This window comes from Candidatus Pantoea bituminis (assembly GCF_018842675.1).
GTDB lineage: Bacteria > Pseudomonadota > Gammaproteobacteria > Enterobacterales > Enterobacteriaceae > Pantoea > Pantoea phytostimulans.
This window is the reverse complement of record NZ_JAGTWO010000004.1, coordinates 684,721-706,958: the sequence shown is the minus strand read 5'-3', so window position 1 is coordinate 706,958 and position 22,238 is coordinate 684,721. Positions and strand designations below refer to the sequence as shown.

Genomic DNA, 22,238 nt, shown 5'->3' with positions numbered 1-22,238 from the left:
TTACTTCTTAAATTTGTCGCACAGCGCCTGCGTTGCGTTGCGGAAAACACCTAAATCACTGCCGACCGCCACAAAGCTGGCGCCCCACTCCAGATAGCGTCGGGCATCGGCTTCAACCGGTGCCAGAATACCGCTGGGTTTGCCCGCTGCTTTAGCGCGCTCGAAAACGTGCTTAATCACTTTCAGCACATCTGGATGCGCTGGCTGGCCGAGATAGCCCAGCGCCGCAGAAAGATCGCCAGGCCCAACAAAAATACCGTCCACGCCATCAACCGCCGCGATAGCATCAATATTGTCTACTGCTTGCTGCGTTTCGATTTGTACCAGCACCGTGATGTTGTCATTGATGGTGCTGTTGTACTCCGGCAAGGTTCCGTACATGTTGCTGCGGTGCGATACCGATACGCCGCGAATACCCGCGGGTGGATAACGCGTAGAGGCGACAGCGCGGATCGCTTCTTCTTCGGTCTCAACAAACGGCACAAGGAAGTTATAAAAACCGATATCCAGCAGACGTTTGATGATCACCGGTTCATTACAGGGCGGACGCACGACGGGCGCGCTGTGGCTGCCTTTCAGCGCCATCAGTTGCGGCACAAAAGTGGTGATGTCGTTGGGCGCATGTTCCCCATCCAGCACCAGCCAGTCGAATCCGGCCAGTCCTAACACTTCGGTGCTTAATGGATTCGCCAGTGCACACCAACTGCCAATCAGGGTTTCACCTGCCAGCAAACGACGACGAAAGCTGTTCGGCCAGGCTGCATTACTCATGGTTTTACTCCTGTTGCATCGGCTCCCCTGCGGAAGCCAAAAGGTTAGCGCACAAGGCACGGACGTTTATTGTCAAAGGTCCAGCCTGGCACCAGGAACTGCATTGCTTGCGCATCGTCGCGCGCGCCGAGACCGTGTTTTTGATACAACGCATTAGCCTGCATCACCTGATCCATATCCAGCTCAACGCCCAATCCCGGTTTTTGCGGCACCTGTACCATGCCGCCTTTGATCTGGAACGGTTCTTTTGTCAGGCGCTGATTACCTTCCTGCCAGATCCAGTGCGTATCAATGGCGGTAATTGCGCCGGGCGCTGCCGCAGCAACGTGGGTGAACATCGCTAATGAGATATCGAAGTGGTTGTTGGAGTGCGAACCCCATGTCAGGCCAAAATCGTGGCACATTTGCGCCACGCGCACGGAACCTTGCATGGTCCAGAAATGCGGATCGGCCAGCGGAATATCCACTGATTGCAGCGAAATGGTGTGGCCCATCTGTCGCCAATCGGTGGCAATCATGTTGGTTGCGGTTTGCATGCCGGTTGCGCGGCGGAACTCCGCCATGACTTCGCGTCCTGAATAGCCTTGCTCTGCGCCGCACGGATCTTCTGCATAGGCCAGCACATCTTTCAGCTGCTTACCCAGCAAAATAGCTTCATTGAGTGACCACGCGCCGTTGGGATCGAGCGTTATGCGCGCTTCGGGAAACGCTTCGCCAGCGCGGTCACGGCTTCAGCTTCTTCGCCACCGCGCAGTACGCCGCCTTTCAGTTTGAAATCATTGAAGCCATATTTTTCATATGCGGCTTCAGCTAAACGCACCACGGTATCGGGCGTCAGCGCTTCTTCATGACGCAGGCGATACCAGTCGCACTTGTCGTTTTCCTGGCTTTGATAGGACAACGACGTTTTATTGCGATCGCCAATGTAGAACAGATAACCCAGCATTTCGACGCGATCGCGCTGCTGACCATCCCCTAACAAAGAGGCGACATTGACACCCAAATGCTGGCCCAGCAGATCCAGCAGTGAAGCTTCGATGCCGGTTACCACATGAATGGTGGTGCGCAAATCAAAGGTTTGGTTTCCGCGACCGCCTGAATCACGGTCAGCAAAGGTGCTGCGCACCAAATTAAGAATATTTTTGTATTCGCCCACCGTTTTGCCGATCACCAAAGAAGCGGCATCTTCCAGCGTTTGACGGATCTTTTCACCGCCGGGAATTTCTCCCACCCCGGTATGGCCGGCGTTGTCTTTAATGATAACGATATTGCGGGTGAAAAAAGGGAATGCGCCCCGCTCAGGTTAAGCAACATGCTGTCGTGACCGGCAACCGGGATGACCTGCATGGATGTGACTTTAGGGGTAGAACTCATCTGCTGCTCCTTAAGCTGTCGCACGGCCAAATGCCGGGCGTTTGCGGTCGAATGTCCAACCAGGAATCAGATACTGCATCGCCGTGGCATCGTTGCGCGCCCCGGCGGGCAGTGATTTATACAGTTCGTTGGCTTTGCGCAGTTGATCCCAGTCCAGCTCAATGCCCAGCCCAGGCGCATCCGGCACGGCGATTTTACCGTTGCGGATTTGCAGAGGATTTTTGGTCAGGCGCTGATCGCCCTCCTGCCAAATCCAGTGGGTATCAATTGCGGTAGGTTTACCCGGCACCGCCGCGCCAACGTGGGTAAACATGGCCAGTGAAATATCGAAATGGTTATTAGAGTGACAGCCCCACGTCAGGCCCCACTCGTCACAGAGTTGCGCCACGCGAACGGCCCCACTCAGCGTCCAGAAATGCGGATCGGCCAGCGGAATGTCTACCGCATTGAGCATCACGGCGTGGTTCATCTCACGCCAGTTGGTGGCAATCATGTTAGTGGCGACCGGTAAACCGGTGGCGCGACGGAACTCCGCCATCACTTCACGACCTGAATAACCTTGCTCTGCACCGCACGGATCTTCAGCGTAAGTCAGCACATCCTGCATGCCTTTACACAACCCGATGGCTTCGTCCAACAGCCAGGCACCGTTGGGATCGACGGTAATACGCGCATCCGGGAAGCGCTTTTTCAGTGCGGTTGCGGTTTCAATCTCCTGCTCGCCTGGCAGCACGCCGCCTTTGAGTTTGAAATCTTTGAAACCATATTTATCCTGCGCGGCTTCGGCTAAACGCACCACCGCGGCGCTGTCGAGCGCCTCCTGATGACGCAGGTGATACCAATCATGGCTGGCATTTTCGCCCGTCAGATAAGGCAAATCGGTTTTGCGTCGGTCGCCGAGGTAAAACAGATAACCGAGCACGGTAACTTCATCGCGCTGCTTGCCCGGTCCAAGTAATTCCGCGACCGGCACGCCAAGGCATTGCCCCAGCAGATCGAGTAGTGCGGCTTCCAGTGCAGCCACTGCATTGACGCGCAACTCGAAAGTCCATGCGCCTTTGCCGAAGGTATCGAAATCTGCCGACTGATTGCCTTTGTGCACCTGCTGTACCAGCCGATTCATACGGGCAACCTGCTGGCCTTTGACCTGCGGAATGGCTTCTACCAGCGTCTGATAAATGGTTTCACCGCCCGGCGCTTCCCCTACGCCGGTATGTCCGGCGTTGTCGGTCAGCACCACGATGTTGCGGGTAAAGCAGGCGTTATGCGCACCACCAATGTTCAACAGCATGCTGTCGTAACCCGCGACCGGAATCACCTGCATATCAGTGATAATCGGCGAACTTTGCGTAGTCATGTTCCGTCCTTATGGCCTGGTTTTCAGTTCAACGCGTTTGATATCGCCTGCAATCACCAGGAAGCTAAATGCGGCGACAAAGGCATGGATACCGACATAAATCAGCGCGCCTTCGAAGGAACCGCTGGTGGCAATGATGTAACCGATGGCGATAGGCGTCACGATGCCGGAGAAGTTACCGAACATATTGAATAAACCACCGCTCAGGCCGCTGATCTCTTTTGGTGCGGTATCTGCCATCACCGCCCAGCCCAGCGCACCGATGCCTTTACCGAAGAATGCCAGCGCCATGAAGAACACCACGACCCATTCGGTGTCGGTGTAGTTACACATCACCATCGAAATAGACAGCAGCATGCCGAGCACAATGGGCGTTTTACGCGCAATATTCAGTGAACCGGTTTTACGCATCAGCCAGTCCGAAATCACGCCACCTAACACCCCACCAAGGAAGCCGCAAATTGCCGGGATTGAGGCGATAAAACCGGCTTTCAAAATCGACATACCACGCGCCTGAACCAGATACACCGGGAACCAGGTAATAAAGAAGTAAGTTAAGGCGTTAACGCAATATTGGCCGAGATAAATCCCCAACATCATGCGCGAAGTCAGCAGTTGTTTGATTTGAAACCACTTCTCGTCCCAGCTCACTTTGTGCTCGGACTTTTTGGCATCCATGTTGATCAATGCACCACCCTGCTCCATATACTCCAGCTCGGCTTTATTCACGCCCGGATGATCGGTGGGATCGTGGATCACTTTCAGCCAGATAAAGCTGAGGATGATGCCCAATCCACCCATGAACCAGAACACGTGTGCCCAACCAACCTCAGAGACCAGCCAACCCATGATAGGTGCGAAGATCACTGTGGCGAAATATTGCGCTGAGTTGAAGATAGCCACTGCCGTACCGCGCTCCTGTGCAGGGAACCAGGCGGCGACAATGCGGCTGTTGCCAGGGAAGGATGGCGCTTCAGCCAAGCCGACCAGGAATCGCAACATAAACAGCGAAACGATGATGCCAAAGCCGCTGAACACATCGACGAAACCCTGTAGCAAGGTAAACAACGACCAGGTAAAGATGCTCCAGAAGTAGACGCGTTTTGAGCCGAAGCGGTCGAGCAGCCAACCGCCAGGAATCTGGCCAATGACATAAGCCCATGAGAACGCAGAGAAGATGTAGCCCAGTCCGACCGAATCCAGACCGATATCTTTGGACATCGCCGAACCGGCAATCGAAATGGTGGCGCGGTCCCCGTAGTTGAATGAGGTGACAATAAATAACATCACCACAATCCAGTAACGCGCATGGGTACGTTTTTGTACCGACTCCGCGGTCTGGCTATAACTATTCATGATGCACTCCTGAATTGCATACCCTTAATAATTCGAGTCGCAGGAAGACGGCAAGCTCGTGAAACCCTGGAAACTTACTTGGTAAGTGCCCGGGGTGAGCAAGCGCAGGCAACACACCAGCGGCTCGAAGTGTGACGGGTATAGCGTTCACGACTTTCGCTCTGACTGCATACACATCGCGTTGGGTATCAGAGAGAAGTTGGGTTAAACACGGCGATTTTTTTATTGGCAAATCGAAAGTACGTCGTGACAAATAACCTAACGTTGGATAACGGAAATCAGTATATGAACAGGATTTAGCGCTGACACTGGATAAACGCCTGAGAATAACGCGGCGTTAATATCAATTATCTGGCGTTTGCACATATGGCTGCGGCACGGCTCACGGAACCCGGAAATAACCTCCCGATTTGGTGCAAAACAGCGTTCAAAGAATGGGCTTTGTGAGATTCTTCACTTGCTTTTGGTTGTTCACACTAAATCAGCGTTTGAAAACGCCTCAAAGCCAGACAGTTGCACAATGCGTGGCCAGCAGCGTCTCCTTATACTGAAGTCGGCAAATACTGAGCGTGTGACAAGTAACATCATTACACCGCGCCGCAAAAGTACGGCGCGAATGACTGGAAGGTGAGCGATGACCCTGAACCCGACTGAACAACCGCTCTACATCAAAGTACATGAAGCGGACAACGTCGCCATTGTGGTGAACAATCAAGGTTTACCGGCAGGCACGACTTTTGCCGATGGCCTGACACTGACCGAGCATGTCCCGCAAGGTCACAAGGTGGCGCTGAGCGCGATTGCTAAAGATGGCGAGATCCTGCGCTACGGCGAGGTGATTGGCTATGCGCTGCGAGACATTGCACAAGGGAGCTGGATTGATGAATCGCTGGTGGCGTTACCCGAAGCGCCACCGCTGGCCAGCTTGCCGCTAGCCAATAATATTCCCCCCGTTCTTCCTGCACTCGAAGGTTATACCTTTGAAGGCTACCGCAACGCAGATGGCAGCGTCGGTACGCGCAATCTTTTGGGCATTACCACTAGCGTGCATTGTGTCGCGGGCGTGGTGGACTTTGTCGTGCAGCTGATAGAGCGCGATCTGTTGCCTAAATATCCCAATGTTGATGGCGTGGTGGCGTTGAATCACCTTTATGGTTGTGGCGTGGCGATCAACGCACCCGCTGCGGTGGTGCCGATCCGCACCATCCATAATCTGGCGTTAAACGCTAACTTCGGTGGCGAAGTAATGATTGTGAGTTTGGGCTGTGAGAAGTTGCAGCCGGAGCGCCTGCTGACCGGCACGCCTGATGTGCAGGCTATTTCATTAGATGACAATGACATTGTGCGTCTGCAAGATGAAAAGCTGGTGGGATTTGGTGCGATGGTCGATGAGATTTTGCAGGTCGCGGAACGCCATTTAAAACGTCTGAATCAGCGTCAGCGCGAAACGTGTCCCGCTTCTGAACTTGTTGTGGGTATGCAATGTGGCGGTAGCGATGCCTTTTCCGGCGTGACGGCTAATCCCGCCGTTGGATTTGCTTCTGATTTGCTGGTGCGCTGCGGTGCAACGGTGATGTTTTCTGAAGTGACTGAAGTGCGTGATGCCATTCATCTACTGACGCCACGCGTAATAAATGAAGAAGTTGGTAAGCGTCTGCTAGAAGAGATGGCCTGGTATGACAATTACCTCGATCAGGGACAAACCGATCGCAGCGCCAATCCTTCGCCAGGTAATAAAAAAGGCGGTCTGGCGAACGTGGTGGAGAAAGCGCTGGGGTCAATTGCTAAATCGGGTCGCAGCCCTATTGTTGAAGTGTTGTCAGCGGGTCAACGCCCGACGCGTCGGGGATTAATCTATGCGGCAACACCCGCCAGCGATTTCGTTTGCGGCACGCAACAATTGGCATCTGGCATTACGCTGCAAGTCTTTACCACCGGACGTGGAACGCCTTACGGTTTGGCGGCGATTCCGGTGATCAAAATGGCGACGCGTAATGCGCTGGCTGAGCGCTGGCACGATCTGATGGATATCAATGCTGGCACTATTGCGACCGGCGAAGAGTCCATTGAACAGGTTGGCTGGCGGTTATTCACGTTGATTCTGGAGATTGCCAGCGGCAGGAAACAGACATGGTCAGATCGTTGGGGAATTCTTAATCAGCTGGCGGTATTCAATCCTGCTCCGATAACCTGATGATAAAAGCGCGCTTTCCAAGGTGAAAGCGCGCATCTCATTACAGCAGTTTGCCCCAGCTTTCGACCCACGGTGATGTCACTGTCTCAGGCTCAGGATTCTCTGTGGCATCTACCAATAAAATCTCACCCACGCGTTGTGCACTTTGCTCTTGCAACAGTGCATCGAAGGTTTTACCTGCTCCACAGAAATGATCGTAGCTGCTGTCACCCAACGCAATCACGCCATAACGCAGCGTTGGCTGATAACCTAACTTCTCTTTCACCCCGTTGACCAGCTCGGCAATGCTGTCTGGAAAATCGCCCTGGCCTGTGGTGGAAGTAATCACCAACACCACATCATTGCTGTAATCATTCCACTCTGCCAGCGTTGGGTCCTCAAACACGTTTACGTTGTGGCCTTGCTCTTGCAAAATCGGTTCTGCTTCTTCTGCGACCAGCAGCGAATTACCGTAAACCGTGCCTACAAAAATGCCTATCTTTGCCATGAGCGCTCTCCTTATTCTGAACTGATATCCTGGCGTGGCTGCGGCTCAAACTCAACCCTCGGAACCTCAGGGATGAGATTCTGCCAGCCAAAGTGATTCATCAGGTTTTGCCACACTGAATCCAGTCCGGCGCGGATCATCAGCGGTTCACCCGTGATGGGATGTGTTAGCGATAAACTGCTGGCGTGCAGCATTAATCGGTTTGCACCAAAATGCGCAGCCGCACCGCGATTCTGCTTTAAATCTCCGTGCGCGCTGTCGCCGATGATCGGATGGCGCAGGTGCGACATATGGCGTCTTAGCTGATGTTTGCGCCCGGTTTTCGGCGATAACTCGACCAGGCTGTAACGTGCGGTGGGGTAACGCCCTACCGGCAGCGGCATTTCTACTGTTGCTAACGCCCTGTAATCGGTGACGGCTGGCTGCGCGATACGCTCTTCATTGGCAAACTTATCGGCGATTTTGTCCCGCTCTTCCATCAGCGGATAATCCAGCGTGTCGCTGCTTTCCAGCCAACCTCGCAGTACCGCGTGATAGGTTTTTTGTATCTGATGATGTTCAAATTGCAGCGAAAGCAACCGCCCTACCTCGCTGGACAACCCCATCAGAAGCACACCGGAAGTAGGTCGATCAAGACGGTGAACAGTAAAGACGTGCTGGCCGATTTGATCGCGTACCGTCTGCATCACAAAGACTTTTTCATTGCGATCGAGCCAACTGCGGTGTACCAGCCAGCCAGCGGGTTTGTTAACCGCCACCAGCCACTCATCTTGATAAAGAATTTCTAACATCAGACGGCATCGTCCATAAACAACGCGTCGAGCTGACGCAGCGTAAGTAATAACAGCGGGCGGCCCGCCTGCGCAGGCGCTAACGCCATCTCAAAATAAGGGGCGATAGCGAAGTTCTTCGGCAGTGGTTGCTGTGCGGCGATTAAAGCGTGCATGTGGGGAATAAGCACCCATTGCAGCCATTCCAGTGGTTCCAGGGTGTCGAGACAAAAAGGTTCACGACTCTCGAAAGCGCTGGCCTGGGGCGACGTCGTTTGCCAGAGATCGTGCTCATGCATTATCGCCTCAACCTGCTCCAGCCGTTGCGTAATCAATTGTTCCGGCGTCATGCGCCACCTCCAGCGAGCAGTAAAAAAGGGGCGGCAAGCATATCACTTGTTAACGTAGGCACAAAAAAGGGAGCACTGTATAAACAGTGCTCCCGGTTCGTTTGCAGCTTTCCTGCTACGTTTATGCTCCCTGCTCTTCCATGACAACTGGTCCACGTGCATTCCTGCCGCCCATCTTCTTGATGAATCCTTAGCATCCTGGCCCGCCACCTATTCTAAGAGGCTCTCATTCTCCATCCTGGAGGTGTCCCTGTCTCAATCCTGAGTGTCCTGCTTCATCCGGTGAAGCCTTCCTTGTGCCGTAAACTCCGTTACGTTCCCGCCTCATGGCTTAACATCATCCTGACGATATCTTTTGTCCTTAGCGTCCTGCTAGTGCGAAACATTCTGACAGAATGCTTCGCGTAAACAAGCTACTAAAAAACGTAACGCTATTAACTTATTGCTACTATTTCGGACTAATGCCATTAAGTCGATGATTCACAATATTTTTACATTGGAGACATCTAGAAGTCTTATGCATTTTAAGATGATCTCTCACAGCGCCTGTAAGAGATATCTCACAAACAAAGCGGGCAATCTCTGCATCTCATAGACTAAACGGTTGTAAATGCTTAAGAAATATCTCAATATTTTCTGAAAGAATGCGATGATTTTTACGGCCAGGCTGTTCAAGAATAATTTCGCCGCTCAGATTACTCAGCGAGATGATTTCCTCTTCCGATTCTGTCGTGGCAATAAACAGCGTGGGCGGTAATTTCAGTCGGCGTTTCATAACCAAATGCCCGATCAAATTTTCCTGCAAACGCAGGAAGTCTTCTTCACTCCAGACCTGTAACAGGGTCAACTGTTGCTGTTCGAAACGCGCTTGCATATCTCCGGCAAACTGACTGGTGTAAAAGGCCGTGATGGCGGGCTGCAACTCAATATCCAACGCTCTTTCCACTGCATCAAGCGAAGGTGGCAGGCTGAATGGCTGAGGTTGCCACAGTACGCGATCGTTGCGTTTTTCAATAACGCACGGCGACGGAACACCAGTAAGCTCAGCACTGGCAGGAGCATGACCATAAAGTTGTTGCCAAACCTGGCAATATCGGGTGGTAAAGTCGTGTAGCGCTTCAGCAGTTTGCTGCATCGTTCATATTCTCACTTCTGATGGGTTACACTTACCCACTTTGTTTAATTTTGATGGAAACCGTTATGTCTTCTCACGAACAGGATCAGGCGTTAAGCAACCTGACGCTGGGCAAACCCACAGCCTATCACGATCGCTATGACAACAGCTTGTTGCAGGCGGTGCCGCGTAGCCTGAACCGTGAACCGCTAGGCCTTTTTCCCGATAGCCTGCCGTTTTCTGGCTCAGACATCTGGACGCTGTATGAGCTGTCGTGGCTCAACAACAAAGGCCTACCGCAGGTTGCTGTCGGTGAAGTGGTGCTCAGTGCAAGCAGTCGCAATCTTATCGAGTCGAAAAGCTTCAAGCTTTATCTTAACAGCTTTAATCAGACCAAATTCGCCGACTGGGGCAAAGTCCGTCAAACGCTAGAGCGCGATCTGCGTGCCTGCGCAGAAGGTGACGTAACGGTCGCGCTGTTTCGACTCAGCGAAGTTGAGGGTCAGCCCATCGGTCATTTCGAGGGTTACTGCATTGATGAACAAGATATCGAAATCGACGATTATCGTTTCAATGCTGATTATTTGGCCGATGCAACCGGCAGCGAAGTGGTTGAAGAGACGCTGGTAAGCCATTTACTGAAATCCAACTGTTTGATCACCAACCAGCCTGATTGGGGTTCGGTGATGATTCACTATAAAGGCCCGCGCCTCGAACGTGAAAAGCTGTTGCGCTATCTGATCTCTTTCCGCCAGCACAACGAATTTCATGAACAATGCGTTGAACGCATTTTTAATGACATTCTGCGCTTCTGTCATCCAGAACAACTGACGGTCTATGCACGCTATACGCGACGCGGTGGATTAGATATCAATCCGTGGCGCAGCAATGTGCCTTTCTCTCCAGGTTATTCACGCCTGGTTCGTCAATAGATTGCGAGATCACTCGCAGGCTGTGCTTAGCGCATACGGATCCGCTTGAGCTGTTCCTGCTGACAAGGCTACTCTGAACACGGCGGCGAACGTTGGGTTCGTCGTCCAGAGAGTTTTAATCAAAATAATTCGGGTTGCAGGGCGACAGCAAACGGGCACATCGCAGACGCTGAATCAAATCGGCAAATGGGAAAACAAGTAATGCTAACGCCGCTGTAGCTTGAAGCGTGAAGGGTATTTCGTCACTGCATTTGCAGTGCCACCAATCACCCAGGCGGGTGTAAAGGAGTTTACATGATCACTCATATCAGCCCACTTGGCTCCATGGACCTGCTCTCTCAGTTAGAAGTCGACATGCTGAAACGCACGGCCAGCAGCGATCTTTACCAGCTGTTCCGTAACTGTTCTCTCGCCGTGCTCAACTCCGGTAGCCAGACTGACAGTAGCCATGAACTGCTTTCCCGCTTTGAAAACTTTGACATCAATGTGTTGCGCCGTGAGCGCGGCGTAAAACTTGAGCTGATCAACCCGCCGGAAGAGGCGTTTGTGGATGGGCGTATCATTCGGTCATTACAGGCCAACCTGTTTGCCGTATTGCGCGATATTTTGTTTGTGAGTGGCCAGCTTTCGGGTTCGGGACGCTTTCAAAATCTCGATGCGGATGACTCAGCCAATATCACCAACACGGTCTTTTCAATTCTGCGTAATGCGCGTGCGCTGCATATCGGTGAATATCCCAACACTGTGGTGTGCTGGGGCGGCCACTCGATTAACGCGGTCGAATATCAGTATTGCCGTAATGTCGGTACGCAACTCGGCTTGCGCGAACTGAATATTTGCACCGGCTGCGGTCCTGGCGTCATGGAAGCGCCGATGAAAGGCGCGGCGGTGGGCCACGCGCAGCAACGCTATCGTGACAGCCGTTTTATTGGGTTAACTGAACCCTCTATTATTGCCGCCGAACCGCCGAATCCGCTGGTGAACGAATTAATCATCATGCCGGACATTGAAAAACGCCTTGAAGCGTTTGTGCGAATGGCACATGGCATCATTATCTTTCCAGGTGGTGTGGGCACAGCGGAAGAACTGCTTTATCTGTTGGGTATCATGATGAATCCACAGAACAGCGATCAGGTGTTACCGCTGATTCTGACGGGACCGAAAGAGAGTGCTGACTACTTCCGTGTACTGGATGATTTCATTGTCAGCACCTTAGGCGAGCAGGCACGTAAGTATTATCAAATCATCATTGAAGACGCCCACGAAGTTGCGCGCCTGATGAAAAAAGCGATGCCAGAAGTGAAAGAATATCGCCGCGAAACCGGCGATGCCTATAGCTTCAACTGGTCCATTCGCATTGCGCAAGATTTACAGGTTCCGTTTATGCCGACGCATGAAAACATGGCCAATCTGAATCTTTACACTCATCAGCCGCCGGAAAAACTGGCTGCAGATTTGCGTCGCGCCTTCTCAGGCATTGTAGCCGGTAACGTCAAAGAGATGGGCATTCGTGAAATCCGTGAAAAAGGTCCCTACAAGCTTCATGGTGATGCGGATATCATGCACCGCATGGACGAGCTGCTACAGGGATTTGTCGCTCAGCAACGCATGAAACTGCCGGGCACCGCTTACATTCCTTGCTACGAAATCATCAAATAAATCAGGAGGCAGCTTTCGGGCTGCCCATATTCTCATGCCTCTTCATCTTCTCATTATTGATGCACTAAACCTTATCCGCCGTTTACATGCAGTACAGGGTTCGCCTTGTGTTGATGGCTGCGTAGCTGCATTACGACAGCTGCTCGGTCATACGCAACCTACCCATGTTGTTGCGGTTTTTGACGGAGAAACCCGACATCAAGGCTGGCGTCACGATTTATTACCGGACTACAAAAGTGGACGTCCGCCGATGCCGGAAGACTTACAGGCAGAAATGCCTGCACTGCAGGAGGCCTTTCGCGCTGCGGGAGTGAGCTGCTGGATTGCTGATCAGGACGAAGCTGACGATCTAGCCGCCACGCTGGCAGTAAAAATGGCTGAAGCTGGCCATCAGGCCACCATCGTTTCTACAGACAAAGGATATTGTCAGCTGCTGGCCCCGGCAATACGCATTCGTGACTACTTCCAAAAACGCTGGCTGGATGTGCCTTTTATCGCAGCAGAATTTGGCGTTGCGCCACAGCTTTTGCCTGATTATTGGGGGTTGTGTGGAATCAGCAGCAGCAAAATTCCGGGCATTGCCGGTATTGGGCCCAAAAGTGCCAAAGAATTGTTACAGCAGTTTGGAACGCTGGAAGGAATTTATCAGCAACTGGATCAAGTCCCCACAAAGTGGCGCAAAAAATTGCAGGCAGAACAGCAAATGGCGCAAATCAGCCGGCAAGTTGCCACGCTCAAGCAGGATTTAGTACTACAAGGGAATTTAAAAACGCTGCGTTATGAAGGCTGAGTGCCGCAGCACTCAGCCTCATTAAATTACCGCTCGTCGCGACGCCCACCAACCGCAGCCCAGATGCGACGAATATGCACCGTCACTTCTTCGCGATCGTGATAGAGGTGACGTGCACGAATCTGCGCATTAATACCGTTCTCTTGAAAACGCTCTTCGATCATCGCCAGAATTTGCGTAACCTCTTCGTAACGCTTTTTCATTGGCAACTTCAGATTGAAGATCGCTTCGCGGCACCAGCCGTTTACCAGCCATTCTGTCATCAGGTTTGCCACGCGCACCGGTTTTTCGACCATATCGCAAACCAGCCAAGTGATATTGGTACGCGGCGGCCGGAACTTAAAGCCGTCTGCTCGCTCATGCATTACCTGTCCGGTATCCATCAGGCTTGGTGCCATTGGACCGTTATCAACCGCATAAACCATCATGCTGCGTTGTACCAGTTGATAGGTCCAGCCCCCGGACAAGCACCGAGATCAACGGCGTACATGCCGCCTGTTAAACGTTCATCCCATTCATCAGCAGGGATAAAGACATGAAAAGCCTCTTCCAGCTTCAGCGTTGAACGGCTCGGCGCATCAGAAGGGAACTTAAGCCGCGGAATGCCCATATAAAGCGGAGAATTGTTGTTCGGATAGGAATAGCCTACATAACAGGTGCCCGGAGCGATGAAAAAAACATGCACCACAGGACGCTTAGGACTTTCATAACCTAACAAAATTCCGTTTTCGCGCAGACTGGCCCGCAGCGGCACGGTAAATTTGCGACAGAACTTAGTCAGCTCTTTAGCTTCGTTGGTGTCTGGCACTTCTACACGCAGTTCACCCCTTTCTCAACCACACCCGTCAGCATGCCGACTACCGGAGAAATACGATCTTCTTGCGGCAGGTTACGCAATAGCTCACCGACAACTAACATCTGACGCGCGAAGATAAGCTCCTCAAAGGGAGTTCCTTTATCAGGCGATCGGCATCTTCATACTGGTAGCACTCGAACAGCACATAACCTGAATCTTCTTTAACGCGAGGAAATCCATAGATTTCGCGTTCCGCTGCTTTAGCGGCAATTTCAGCCGCACACTCTTTTTCAAAACCGGAACGGCAATACAGCAATACTTTATTCATGGCGATCTGCCTTTCGTTTAAGACGCAGCGCGCCAATCAACATCAAAAACCAACCGGCCAGGAAACAAAGCCCGCCAACTGGGGTGACAAAAACCCAAAACTTCAAATGCGACAGCGCCAGACAATAAAGGCTTCCGCTAAACAACACGATGCCAAGTGCCATCAATGCGCTGCTCCAGTAAAACCAGATATTGGCGCGACGCAACATCGCAGCGCCAAGGCCAATCACCGCTAAGGTGTGATAAGCCTGATATTCAAGACCGGTATGAATCCACGCCATCTCGGCTGGCCCGAGTGAACCGCTTAAAACATGGGCGCCGAAAGCACCAAAAGCCACCAGCAAAAACCCACTGATAGCAGCAAAAATCAACATGGCACGACTGGACATTAAACAATCCTCAAGGTGCATCTGCATTCATTCTGAATCAATCGCTTGTGCAGAAATCAATTATGTAGAAATCAAACTTTGCAGAATCAAAACGTTACTGGTCATAGCGGAAGCGGAATTTTTCTTGTTCTGTTGCTGCTTTGGCCAGAATCCACTGTCGAAAGGCGGCTATTTTACCCAGTTCTGCCTGACTGTCATGACAAACCAGATAAAAAGCGTTTTTACTGACTAATACATCGTTAAAAGGACAAACCAATCGGCCTGCTTCAATTTCACTTTGCGCCATCACATTGTTGGCTAATGCCACACCCTGACCATGAATCGCGGCTTGTAAAACCATTGCGCTATGACTAAAAATCGGCCCTTGCTGGACGTTAATGTGCTGCACACCTAACTGACGAATGTAGGATTGCCAGTCACGACGCGAAGCATCATGTAGCAAGGTAAAGCGCGACAAATCCATTGGCGTTTTAAGCGGATTATCGCCCGTCATTAATGCAGGTGAGCAAACAGGCAGCAGATATTCAGCGTACAATTTTTCGACTCGAAGGCCCGGCCAGTTGCCGCGCCCATAGAAAATAGCCACATCAACATCATCAGCTAACTTCTCTTCATCACGGTCTACGGCCTGAATACGCACATCGATTCCCGGATAAGCCATATTAAAGCTAGAAAGACGCGGAACCAGCCATTGAATGGCAAAACTGGGTAGCAAACTGACCGTTAAAGCGCCCTTGGCGCTGCGTGCCTGTAATTTGCGTGTCGCTTCGTTAATCGCAGAGAAAATCTCTTTGATGTCTAAATAGTAGCTTTGCCCTTCTTCTGTCAGTAAAAGCGAACGATTTCTCCGGCGAAATAGCTTTAAGCCAAGGAAATCTTCCAGAGATTTTATCTGATGGCTTACAGCTGCCTGGGTGACGAAAAGCTCTTCAGCGGCTTTGGTAAAGCTTAAATGGCGTGCAGCGGCGTCAAAAACCCGCAGCGCATTAAGAGGAGGAAGACGTTTTGACATGGTTTTCCGTATCCGGATCGGCAACAAATACCAAAGCTTATACAAAGCCTTTACGTATTAGAAATTTTAATCCGAGACATTATAATTTGTCCGTTGAGGAAGCTCCAGCAAATACCTATAGTTGCCGCACTTCCTGAGCCGGAACGAAAAGTTTTAGGATTTGTGAGTGAGTTCGCAGATTTTCCGAAAGCTTTTGGCTTGTGGTCGTGATGTTGTGTTTGCATTTTTGATCTGACCTTTGCAGATCAAGCTTTTAATTCCTGTAGATTTACCCTGTCTGTCCATAGAAATTTTTAAACAGCACCGCAAATTGCGGTGCTTTTTTTGCCTGCTTACTGGCCCATCTCAACCATTTCTTTCACATCAGTACGGTTGATCTGCTGTTCGTTGCCATTGGCATCTTTATAGCTGATCATACCGGTTTCATCATCTACCTTGGGTTTACCATCAGCGACGATGGTGCGACCATCATTAGTGTGCATAACGTAGTTGCTTGAACAAGCAGTCAGGGTAAAAGCCATGGTACAAACGGCCAGCACTGCGGTGAGTTTATTCATCTTCTATCTCCTTGCAGATTGATTGCATTAAACCACCCGCGTTACGCTGACCAGAAGCAGCAGATAAGTGAGATCAACTAAATTAGGTCGCATCGTTATGCGGGTTTGGTTCAAACCTTGCAATATTCAGCATAACGCGCTTTTTCAGCTTTGCCAGGCGGAACCCTTTCTTTCGGTTTGGTCCTATTTATTATCATCATGAGTCATTATCAAGAGACGCGCATGACCGCATTTAATCCCAGTGCTTTTCGCCAACAGTTTCCTGCGCTAGACGACGCTGGCGTCTATCTCGATAGCGCAGCAACTACGCTGAAGCCGCAAGTCGTCATTGATACCACACAGCAGTTCTACAGCCTGAGCGCAGGCACCGTTCATCGCAGTCAGTTTGCAGCCGCACGCCAGCTTACCGAACGTTACGAGCAGGCCCGCAATCAGGTTGCTCATTGGTTGCACGCGGCCGATCCTCGGCAGATTATCTGGACACGCGGCACCACCGAAGCCATCAATTTAGTGGCCAACAGTTGGTTGCTGCCACGTTTACAGGCTGGTGACGAAATCGTGGTCAGTGAAGCCGAACACCACGCGAATCTGGTCCCGTGGTTAATGGTGGCGCAAGCGCGTGGCGCAAAAGTGGTGAAATGGCCGATTGGGGCTGATCGCCTGCCCGATATTTCGCTACTGCCTGCTTTGCTTAACAACCGCACGCGCTTGCTGGCAATTGGACAAATGTCGAATGTTACGGGCGGCTGTCCCGATTTGGCGCAGGCGATTCAGCTAGCACATGCGTTCGGCGCGAAAGTGATGGTTGATGGCGCGCAAGGCGTGGTGCATTGCCCGCCGGACATGCAGGCGCTGGATATCGACTTCTATGCATTTTCAGGACACAAGCTTTACGGCCCGATGGGCATTGGTGTGCTGTACGGTAAAGCTGAACTGCTGGAAGCGATGAGTCCCTGGCAAGGTGGCGGCAAAATGCTGACACAGGTTGACTTCAGTGGCTTTACGCCTCAACCGGTGCCGTGGCGTTTTGAAGCAGGAACGCCGAACGTGGCAGGCGTGGTGGGGTTAAGTGCAGCATTAACCTGGCTCAGTCAGCACGACCAAAGCAAAGCGGAGATGTGGAGCCAGCAGCTTGCCAGTCTCGCAGAAGAACAACTCGCCGAATTGCCCGGCTTTCGCAGTTTCCGCTGTGGTAACGCCAGTCTGCTGGCTTTTGACTTTGAAGGCATTCATCACAGCGACATCGTTACGCTGCTGGCGGAGCACGGCATTGCGCTGCGAGCCGGCCAACATTGTGCTCAACCGTTGCTGGCAGCGCTGGGTGTCAGCGGCACGCTGCGTGTTTCGTTTGCGCCCTATAATAATCTGCAAGATGTTGATGCGCTGTTACGCGCCATGCGTAGCGCCATCGCGTTGTTATCGGAGCCTTGATATGAGTTCATCAATGTTAGCGCCACACCCGTTTGGCGATCTGATCACCATTGAAAGTTTGAAAGATAAATTTGCGCATTTTCATCAGTGGGAAGATCGCTATCGTCAGCTGATTCAGCTCAGCCGCCAACTTCCCGCGTTAGAGGAAGCGTTGAAAACACCGGAGATTGAATTAAGCGGCTGTGAAAATCGCGTCTGGCTAAGCAGTCAGATGCGCCATGACGGCACTTTGCACTTTTACGGTGATAGCGAAGGCCGCATTGTGCGCGGCCTGCTGGCGGTTTTGCTGACCGCCGTTGAAGGTAAAACGCCACAAATGCTGGTAGATGAAGATCCTTTGCAGCTGTTTGATGATTTAGGCTTACGCGCTCAGCTTAGCGCTTCACGCAGTAGCGGGTTACAGGCGCTAGCCGATGCGGTTAAGCATCAGGCACACGAAGCGTTGCGTTAAGCCTGACGTGCCGCACGCGCCATGAATTTCTTCAGCGCATGTGAAACAGCCACAAAACCAAAGCTCGCGGTCACCATCGTGGCCGCACCAAATCCTGAGGCGCAATCCATACGTTTAGGGCCTTCCGCCGTACTGCGAGAGGCGCATACGCTGCCGTCCGGCTGCGGATAAACCAGCGCTTCGGTAGAAAAAACGCAATCAATGCCTAACTTGCCTTTGCTGCTCTTAACGACGCCAAGCTGTTTTAAACGCTCACGTAATTTTGCAGCCAGCGGATCCTGAATCGTTTTCGCCAGATCGGCGACCTGGATCTGGGTAGGATCGATCTGCCCACCCGCACCACCGGTAGTGATCAGTGGGATCTTGTTACGGCGGCACCACGCGATCAGCGCCGCTTTTGGACGCACGCTATCGATCGCATCAATCACATAGTCGTAACCTGCAGCCATCAGCTCAGCGGTATTTTCAGGCGTGATGAAGTCATCAATACAAATCACTTCGCAATCTGGATTGATAGCGCGCATGCGATCGGCCATGACTTCAGTTTTTGCTTTGCCCACATTGCCATTCAGCGCATGAATCTGCCGGTTGGTGTTGGTGATGCAGACATCATCCATATCAATCAGCGTAATTTTGCCGATGCCGGTTCGCACCAGCGCTTCCGCTGCCCATGAGCCAACGCCACCGATACCAATTACGCAGAAATGCGCATCAGCAAATTGTTGCAGCGCATCCTGACCATAAAGACGCGCAGTCCCGCCAAAGCGTTGGCGCCAGGCGTCGTTAACCCTACTCATAATTTAACCTGTAAAGTCGTGCGGGCCGATTGGCCCGCAGATAAGACATTAATTAGAACCCAATAACAGAGAACCATTATTACCATTTTGCGGGTTACTGAACACAGGCTGCCCAGTGCCTGGCGCGGCTTTCAATACCCATACGCGACCATAGTGATTATAGAAGCCAGCAAGGTGAGCAGCATCTGGGCCAATGCCTTGGTAAATATCAAAATGCTGGCCTTTGATTGCGCCACCCACATCCAGCGCCACCATCAAACGCATCTCATATTTACCATTGAACTTACCCTTCTCGTTCAACTGCGGCACTTCTGCCAGCAATACTGTTCCGGCAGGAATAATTGAACGATCGGAGGCCACCGAAGCTTTCGCTATCAGCGGTACTGCGCTCGCACCGCGCACTGGCGTATATTCTTCTGCCTTGAAGAAGACAAACGAAGGGTTGGTTTCCAGCAGCGTGCGGACTTCCTGTGGAGAGTGTTCCTGCGCCCATTGGCGGATCGCCTGCATCGACATATCTTCACGCTTCACTTCGCCGCGATCGATCAGTTCTTTACCAATGCTGTGATAGCCCCAGCCATTTTTGCCGGCATAGCCGAAGAAACGCATTGGGCGTCCGTCACCAAAATCAACGTAGCCGCTGCCCTGCACATCCATCATGAAATTGTCGATTAGCGAATTGCTGTAAGCGATGATGTAACGATCGTCGATGCCACCACTATATATAGAGGCGCGGCTAGGTAATTTCTCGCCACGCTTGCGAGGAGGTAAGCGATAAATCGGGTACTGGAACTCACCCTGGCGGGTATAACGTGCTTCAACAACTGGCGTGTAGTAACCGGTGAATTGTACATTGCCGTAGTTATCGGTGCCTTCCATCTGGAATGCATTCAAACCGAACTGGCGCAGCTGGCGCGTATCGGCACCCGCCATTAGCCAGCTTTCAATGGCGCTGTAAGTGCCATTCTGGCGGCCAAACAGTCCAGAAGATGCATATTGAACCTGACGCACCTGCTCACCGAAATCTTTGCCGTTAACCGGGCGCCCTTTAGCGTTAGGCTGATTCACCAGCGCTAAAGGCTGTTCAAGCTTGCCATCTTTATATTGCTGTCCACGATCGGTGGGTTTGGAACTACAGCCAGCCAGTAGCGCTAAAAATGCGCCAGTAAGTGCATACTTCGCCCAACATCCTTTCATCATCATCTCTTTTTATAAACTGTTCGCACGGCGACGATAGCAAAGCGCCCGTAAGAATGAAATCCATCCTCTCTGTCACTGCCTGCATCAGTTCACTATTTCAACAAATGGTCTATTCTTTCAGCAATCGACTGTAAATTTAAACTTTCCTTCCGAAAAGGGGTTGCAACAATCAGCACTCAGCGTATAGTGCGCTTCCACGGACGCGGGGTGGAGCAGCCTGGTAGCTCGTCGGGCTCATAACCCGAAGGTCGTCGGTTCAAATCCGGCCCCCGCAACCAACTCTTCTTCGGAAGAGAAAAAGTAAAAAGTCGCAAAGCGCAGTACGGACGCGGGGTGGAGCAGCCTGGTAGCTCGTCGGGCTCATAACCCGAAGGTCGTCGGTTCAAATCCGGCCCCCGCAACCAACTCTTCTTTGGAAGAGACAATGTGAAAAGTCGCAAAGCGCAATACGGACGCGGGGTGGAGCAGCCTGGTAGCTCGTCGGGCTCATAACCCGAAGGTCGTCGGTTCAAATCCGGCCCCCGCAACCAACATTTAAACACCTGAAAGGGTGTTTTTTTGTATCTGGTCTTTGTTAACGCCTCGATTATCCCCGCTTAGCCTTATCTTTTGCACCACATCCTTTCTTATTAAGCGGTTAACAAAAAAGCTAAAAATTTAAGACGCAATTTCTATCATAGAAATAAAAGCTTTCTTGAATAACAAAACGGATAGCTTCAGCTACCCGTTTTTATTTCTAGCGATGTGCAAGCGCCGCACCCTTCTCAAAGTACGCCTTGATACCGTGAAAAATGGCATCGGCCACTTGTTGTTGGTAGCGCGTCGTTCGCAGTTTTCGCTCCTCTTCAACGTTACTGATGAAAGCGGTTTCGACCAAAATCGACGGAATATCCGGCGCTTTTAATACGGCAAAGCCAGCCTGATCAACAGTCCGTTTATGCAGATGATTGATGTGCCCCATCCGACTCAGCACTTCTTTGCCGAACTTCAAACTGTCATGGATAGTTTGCCGCTGCACCATGTCGAACATCGTATGGTCAAGATAACGGTCGCCGCTCATGCTAACGCCACCAATCAAATCCGCTTCATTCTGCGTTTGTGCTAAAAACCGTGCGGCTGCAGAGGTTGCTCCGCTGGTTGAAAGCGCAAACACAGATGAACCGCGCGCGGCACGGCTGGTAAACGCATCGGCATGGATTGAGACAAACAGATCGGCCCGCTGCTTACGCGCCTTAGCGACCCGCACGCGCAGTGGAATAAAGACATCTTCATTGCGCGTCATGTAGGCTTTCATGTTCGGCTGTTTGTCGATCAGCGCTTTCAGGCGGCGCCCAATTTTCAGCACGATATCTTTTTCGCGCGTTTTATATTTACCGTGCGCACCCGGATCTTCACCGCCATGTCCGGGATCGATCATGATGATAATCGGTCGATCGCGCCCAGCCTTGCCCGGCAGCGGTGCTTGCACCTGCTCATTTTTCTCAAGATCGCCTTGGTTATAATCTTTTAATAACGCCAGCAGCGGATCATCTTCGATGCGATCCTGGCTTGGGTAGAGATCCACAACCAGCCGGTTTTTGATCGTGGCGACAGGCGGAAGGCTAAAGATTTTTGGCGACACATTACGCTTTAACTCCAGCACGATACGTACCGTATGGGTATCAAACTGCCCTACTCGCGCATTTTTGATAAAGGGATCGTCGACGCGAACCAGTTTATTGACGCCCTTAAGAACCGTGTTGAGATGCAGGCCCTCAATATCGATAACGAGGCGCTCAGGATGACTCAGCGCAAACTGTTTGTATTTGAGCGGGACATTCGATTCCAGCGTCATGCGAGAATAGGTTGAGGAAGGCCAGATGCGTACCGCGACGATATGGCTGCTAGCAGCCATGCCAACACGGCTGACACTCAACAGCAGCAATGCGCCGGTACTCTGCAAGAATCGTCTACGTGAGAAAAGGGAATTAACTTCGGACATGCCGCTCCAACTACAGTGTAATGTCTAAAAAACGCCAGTTAATAATTAGGTGGCGAAAACTTTATCCAATCCAGAATGCGATGTCACCCCGGAAACCCCAAATAATGCAGGCTGTTAGCGGCTTTGGCATGCGGAAAATCGTA

The 22,238-nt window shown here is 51.7% G+C and carries 19 protein-coding genes, 3 tRNA genes and 2 pseudogenes; 9 read left to right on the top strand and 15 right to left on the bottom strand.

From position 1 onward, the window contains the following. The 4 genes and pseudogenes from garL to KQP84_RS07075 form a co-directional block, all read right to left on the bottom strand. Positions 1 to 771, bottom strand: coding sequence for a 2-dehydro-3-deoxyglucarate aldolase (gene garL / locus KQP84_RS07090; RefSeq protein ID WP_215845743.1), 771 nt, complete (start codon positions 769 to 771; stop codon positions 1 to 3). Between the two features lie 44 nt (positions 772 to 815). Further along, positions 816 to 2,145: pseudogene (gudD, locus tag KQP84_RS07085) on the bottom strand (glucarate dehydratase). 10 nt (positions 2,146 to 2,155) lie between these two features. Beyond that, positions 2,156 to 3,502, bottom strand: a complete 1,347-nt coding sequence (locus KQP84_RS07080) for an enolase C-terminal domain-like protein (RefSeq protein WP_215845742.1) — start codon at positions 3,500 to 3,502, stop codon at positions 2,156 to 2,158. Positions 3,503 to 3,511: 9 nt separating this feature from the next. Continuing rightward, positions 3,512 to 4,858, bottom strand: coding sequence for an MFS transporter (locus KQP84_RS07075; RefSeq protein WP_215845741.1), 1,347 nt, complete (start codon positions 4,856 to 4,858; stop codon positions 3,512 to 3,514). 634 nt (positions 4,859 to 5,492) lie between these two features. On the opposite strand from KQP84_RS07075, the gene garD reads away from it, so the two are divergent. Next, complete coding sequence (garD, locus tag KQP84_RS07070) at positions 5,493 to 7,052, top strand: galactarate dehydratase (RefSeq protein ID WP_215845740.1); 1,560 nt, start codon at positions 5,493 to 5,495, stop codon at positions 7,050 to 7,052. Between the two features lie 40 nt (positions 7,053 to 7,092). Here garD and KQP84_RS07065 read toward each other — a convergent pair whose 3' ends face one another. The 4 genes from KQP84_RS07065 to syd all read right to left on the bottom strand — a co-directional run bounded on the left by KQP84_RS07065 (position 7,093) and on the right by syd (position 9,794). After that, positions 7,093 to 7,539, bottom strand: a complete 447-nt coding sequence (locus tag KQP84_RS07065; protein WP_215845739.1) for a flavodoxin — start codon at positions 7,537 to 7,539, stop codon at positions 7,093 to 7,095. A gap of 11 nt (positions 7,540 to 7,550) precedes the next feature. After that, entirely contained in the window at positions 7,551 to 8,330 is a 780-nt protein-coding gene (gene truC, locus KQP84_RS07060) for a tRNA pseudouridine(65) synthase TruC (RefSeq protein ID WP_215845738.1), read from the bottom strand. After that, a complete protein-coding gene (locus tag KQP84_RS07055; RefSeq protein WP_215845737.1) occupies positions 8,330 to 8,659 on the bottom strand; it encodes a YqcC family protein in 330 nt (109 codons plus the stop codon). Before KQP84_RS07055 ends, truC begins: the two co-directional genes overlap by 1 nt. A gap of 589 nt (positions 8,660 to 9,248) precedes the next feature. After that, positions 9,249 to 9,794, bottom strand: a complete 546-nt coding sequence (gene syd, locus KQP84_RS07050; RefSeq protein WP_215845736.1) for a SecY-interacting protein — start codon at positions 9,792 to 9,794, stop codon at positions 9,249 to 9,251. 65 nt (positions 9,795 to 9,859) lie between these two features. On the opposite strand from syd, the gene queF reads away from it, so the two are divergent. The 3 genes from queF (at position 9,860) to xni (ending at position 13,154) form a co-directional block, all read left to right on the top strand. Next, positions 9,860 to 10,705, top strand: coding sequence for an NADPH-dependent 7-cyano-7-deazaguanine reductase QueF (queF, locus tag KQP84_RS07045; protein WP_215845735.1), 846 nt, complete (start codon positions 9,860 to 9,862; stop codon positions 10,703 to 10,705). Between the two features lie 294 nt (positions 10,706 to 10,999). Continuing rightward, positions 11,000 to 12,364, top strand: coding sequence for a nucleotide 5'-monophosphate nucleosidase PpnN (gene ppnN, locus KQP84_RS07040; protein WP_215845734.1), 1,365 nt, complete (start codon positions 11,000 to 11,002; stop codon positions 12,362 to 12,364). Between the two features lie 34 nt (positions 12,365 to 12,398). Continuing rightward, positions 12,399 to 13,154 (top strand): flap endonuclease Xni, encoded by a 756-nt coding sequence (gene xni / locus KQP84_RS07035; RefSeq protein WP_215845733.1) that lies wholly within the window; start codon positions 12,399 to 12,401, stop codon positions 13,152 to 13,154. A 26-nt stretch (positions 13,155 to 13,180) separates the two neighbouring features. Here the strand turns inward: xni and rlmM are convergent. The 4 genes and pseudogenes from rlmM to KQP84_RS07015 all read right to left on the bottom strand — a co-directional run bounded on the left by rlmM (position 13,181) and on the right by KQP84_RS07015 (position 16,235). Continuing rightward, positions 13,181 to 14,278, bottom strand: a pseudogene (gene rlmM, locus KQP84_RS07030) (23S rRNA (cytidine(2498)-2'-O)-methyltransferase RlmM). Further along, a complete protein-coding gene (locus tag KQP84_RS07025; protein ID WP_215845732.1) occupies positions 14,271 to 14,666 on the bottom strand; it encodes a DUF423 domain-containing protein in 396 nt (131 codons plus the stop codon). Before KQP84_RS07025 ends, rlmM begins: the two are co-directional and overlap by 8 nt. Positions 14,667 to 14,760: 94 nt before the next feature. Beyond that, a complete protein-coding gene (locus KQP84_RS07020) occupies positions 14,761 to 15,678 on the bottom strand; it encodes a transcriptional regulator GcvA (protein ID WP_215845731.1) in 918 nt (305 codons plus the stop codon). Positions 15,679 to 16,010: 332 nt separating this feature from the next. Further along, positions 16,011 to 16,235 (bottom strand): YgdI/YgdR family lipoprotein, encoded by a 225-nt coding sequence (locus KQP84_RS07015; RefSeq protein ID WP_215845730.1) that lies wholly within the window; start codon positions 16,233 to 16,235, stop codon positions 16,011 to 16,013. A gap of 222 nt (positions 16,236 to 16,457) precedes the next feature. Here KQP84_RS07015 and csdA point away from each other — a divergent pair, with 222 nt between their 5' ends. Together csdA and csdE are read left to right on the top strand one after the other, a co-directional pair. Then, the gene (csdA, locus tag KQP84_RS07010; protein ID WP_215845729.1) at positions 16,458 to 17,666 is read left to right on the top strand and encodes a cysteine desulfurase CsdA; all 1,209 of its coding nucleotides are present in this window, start codon (positions 16,458 to 16,460) and stop codon (positions 17,664 to 17,666) included. A 1-nt stretch (position 17,667) separates the two neighbouring features. Continuing rightward, on the top strand, positions 17,668 to 18,117 hold the full coding sequence (csdE, locus tag KQP84_RS07005) for a cysteine desulfurase sulfur acceptor subunit CsdE (protein WP_215845728.1): 450 nt from the start codon (positions 17,668 to 17,670) through the stop codon (positions 18,115 to 18,117). Here the strand turns inward: csdE and tcdA are convergent. Both tcdA and mltA read right to left on the bottom strand, forming a co-directional pair. After that, positions 18,114 to 18,914 (bottom strand): tRNA cyclic N6-threonylcarbamoyladenosine(37) synthase TcdA, encoded by an 801-nt coding sequence (gene tcdA / locus KQP84_RS07000; protein WP_215845727.1) that lies wholly within the window; start codon positions 18,912 to 18,914, stop codon positions 18,114 to 18,116. The two genes, csdE and tcdA, sit on opposite strands and share 4 nt — an antisense overlap. A gap of 48 nt (positions 18,915 to 18,962) precedes the next feature. Continuing rightward, positions 18,963 to 20,111, bottom strand: coding sequence for a murein transglycosylase A (gene mltA / locus KQP84_RS06995; RefSeq protein WP_215848226.1), 1,149 nt, complete (start codon positions 20,109 to 20,111; stop codon positions 18,963 to 18,965). Between the two features lie 204 nt (positions 20,112 to 20,315). Between mltA and KQP84_RS06990 the strand changes: the two genes are divergently transcribed. The 3 genes from KQP84_RS06990 (at position 20,316) to KQP84_RS06980 (ending at position 20,644) form a co-directional block, all read left to right on the top strand. Continuing rightward, positions 20,316 to 20,392: transfer RNA gene (locus KQP84_RS06990), tRNA-Met, on the top strand. 49 nt (positions 20,393 to 20,441) lie between these two features. Further along, positions 20,442 to 20,518: transfer RNA gene (locus KQP84_RS06985), tRNA-Met, on the top strand. Positions 20,519 to 20,567: 49 nt separating this feature from the next. Then, positions 20,568 to 20,644 (top strand) — tRNA-Met (locus KQP84_RS06980). A gap of 206 nt (positions 20,645 to 20,850) precedes the next feature. Here KQP84_RS06980 and amiC read toward each other — a convergent pair. Further along, entirely contained in the window at positions 20,851 to 22,095 is a 1,245-nt protein-coding gene (gene amiC, locus KQP84_RS06975) for an N-acetylmuramoyl-L-alanine amidase AmiC (protein ID WP_215845726.1), read from the bottom strand. Positions 22,096 to 22,238 lie beyond the last annotated feature (143 nt).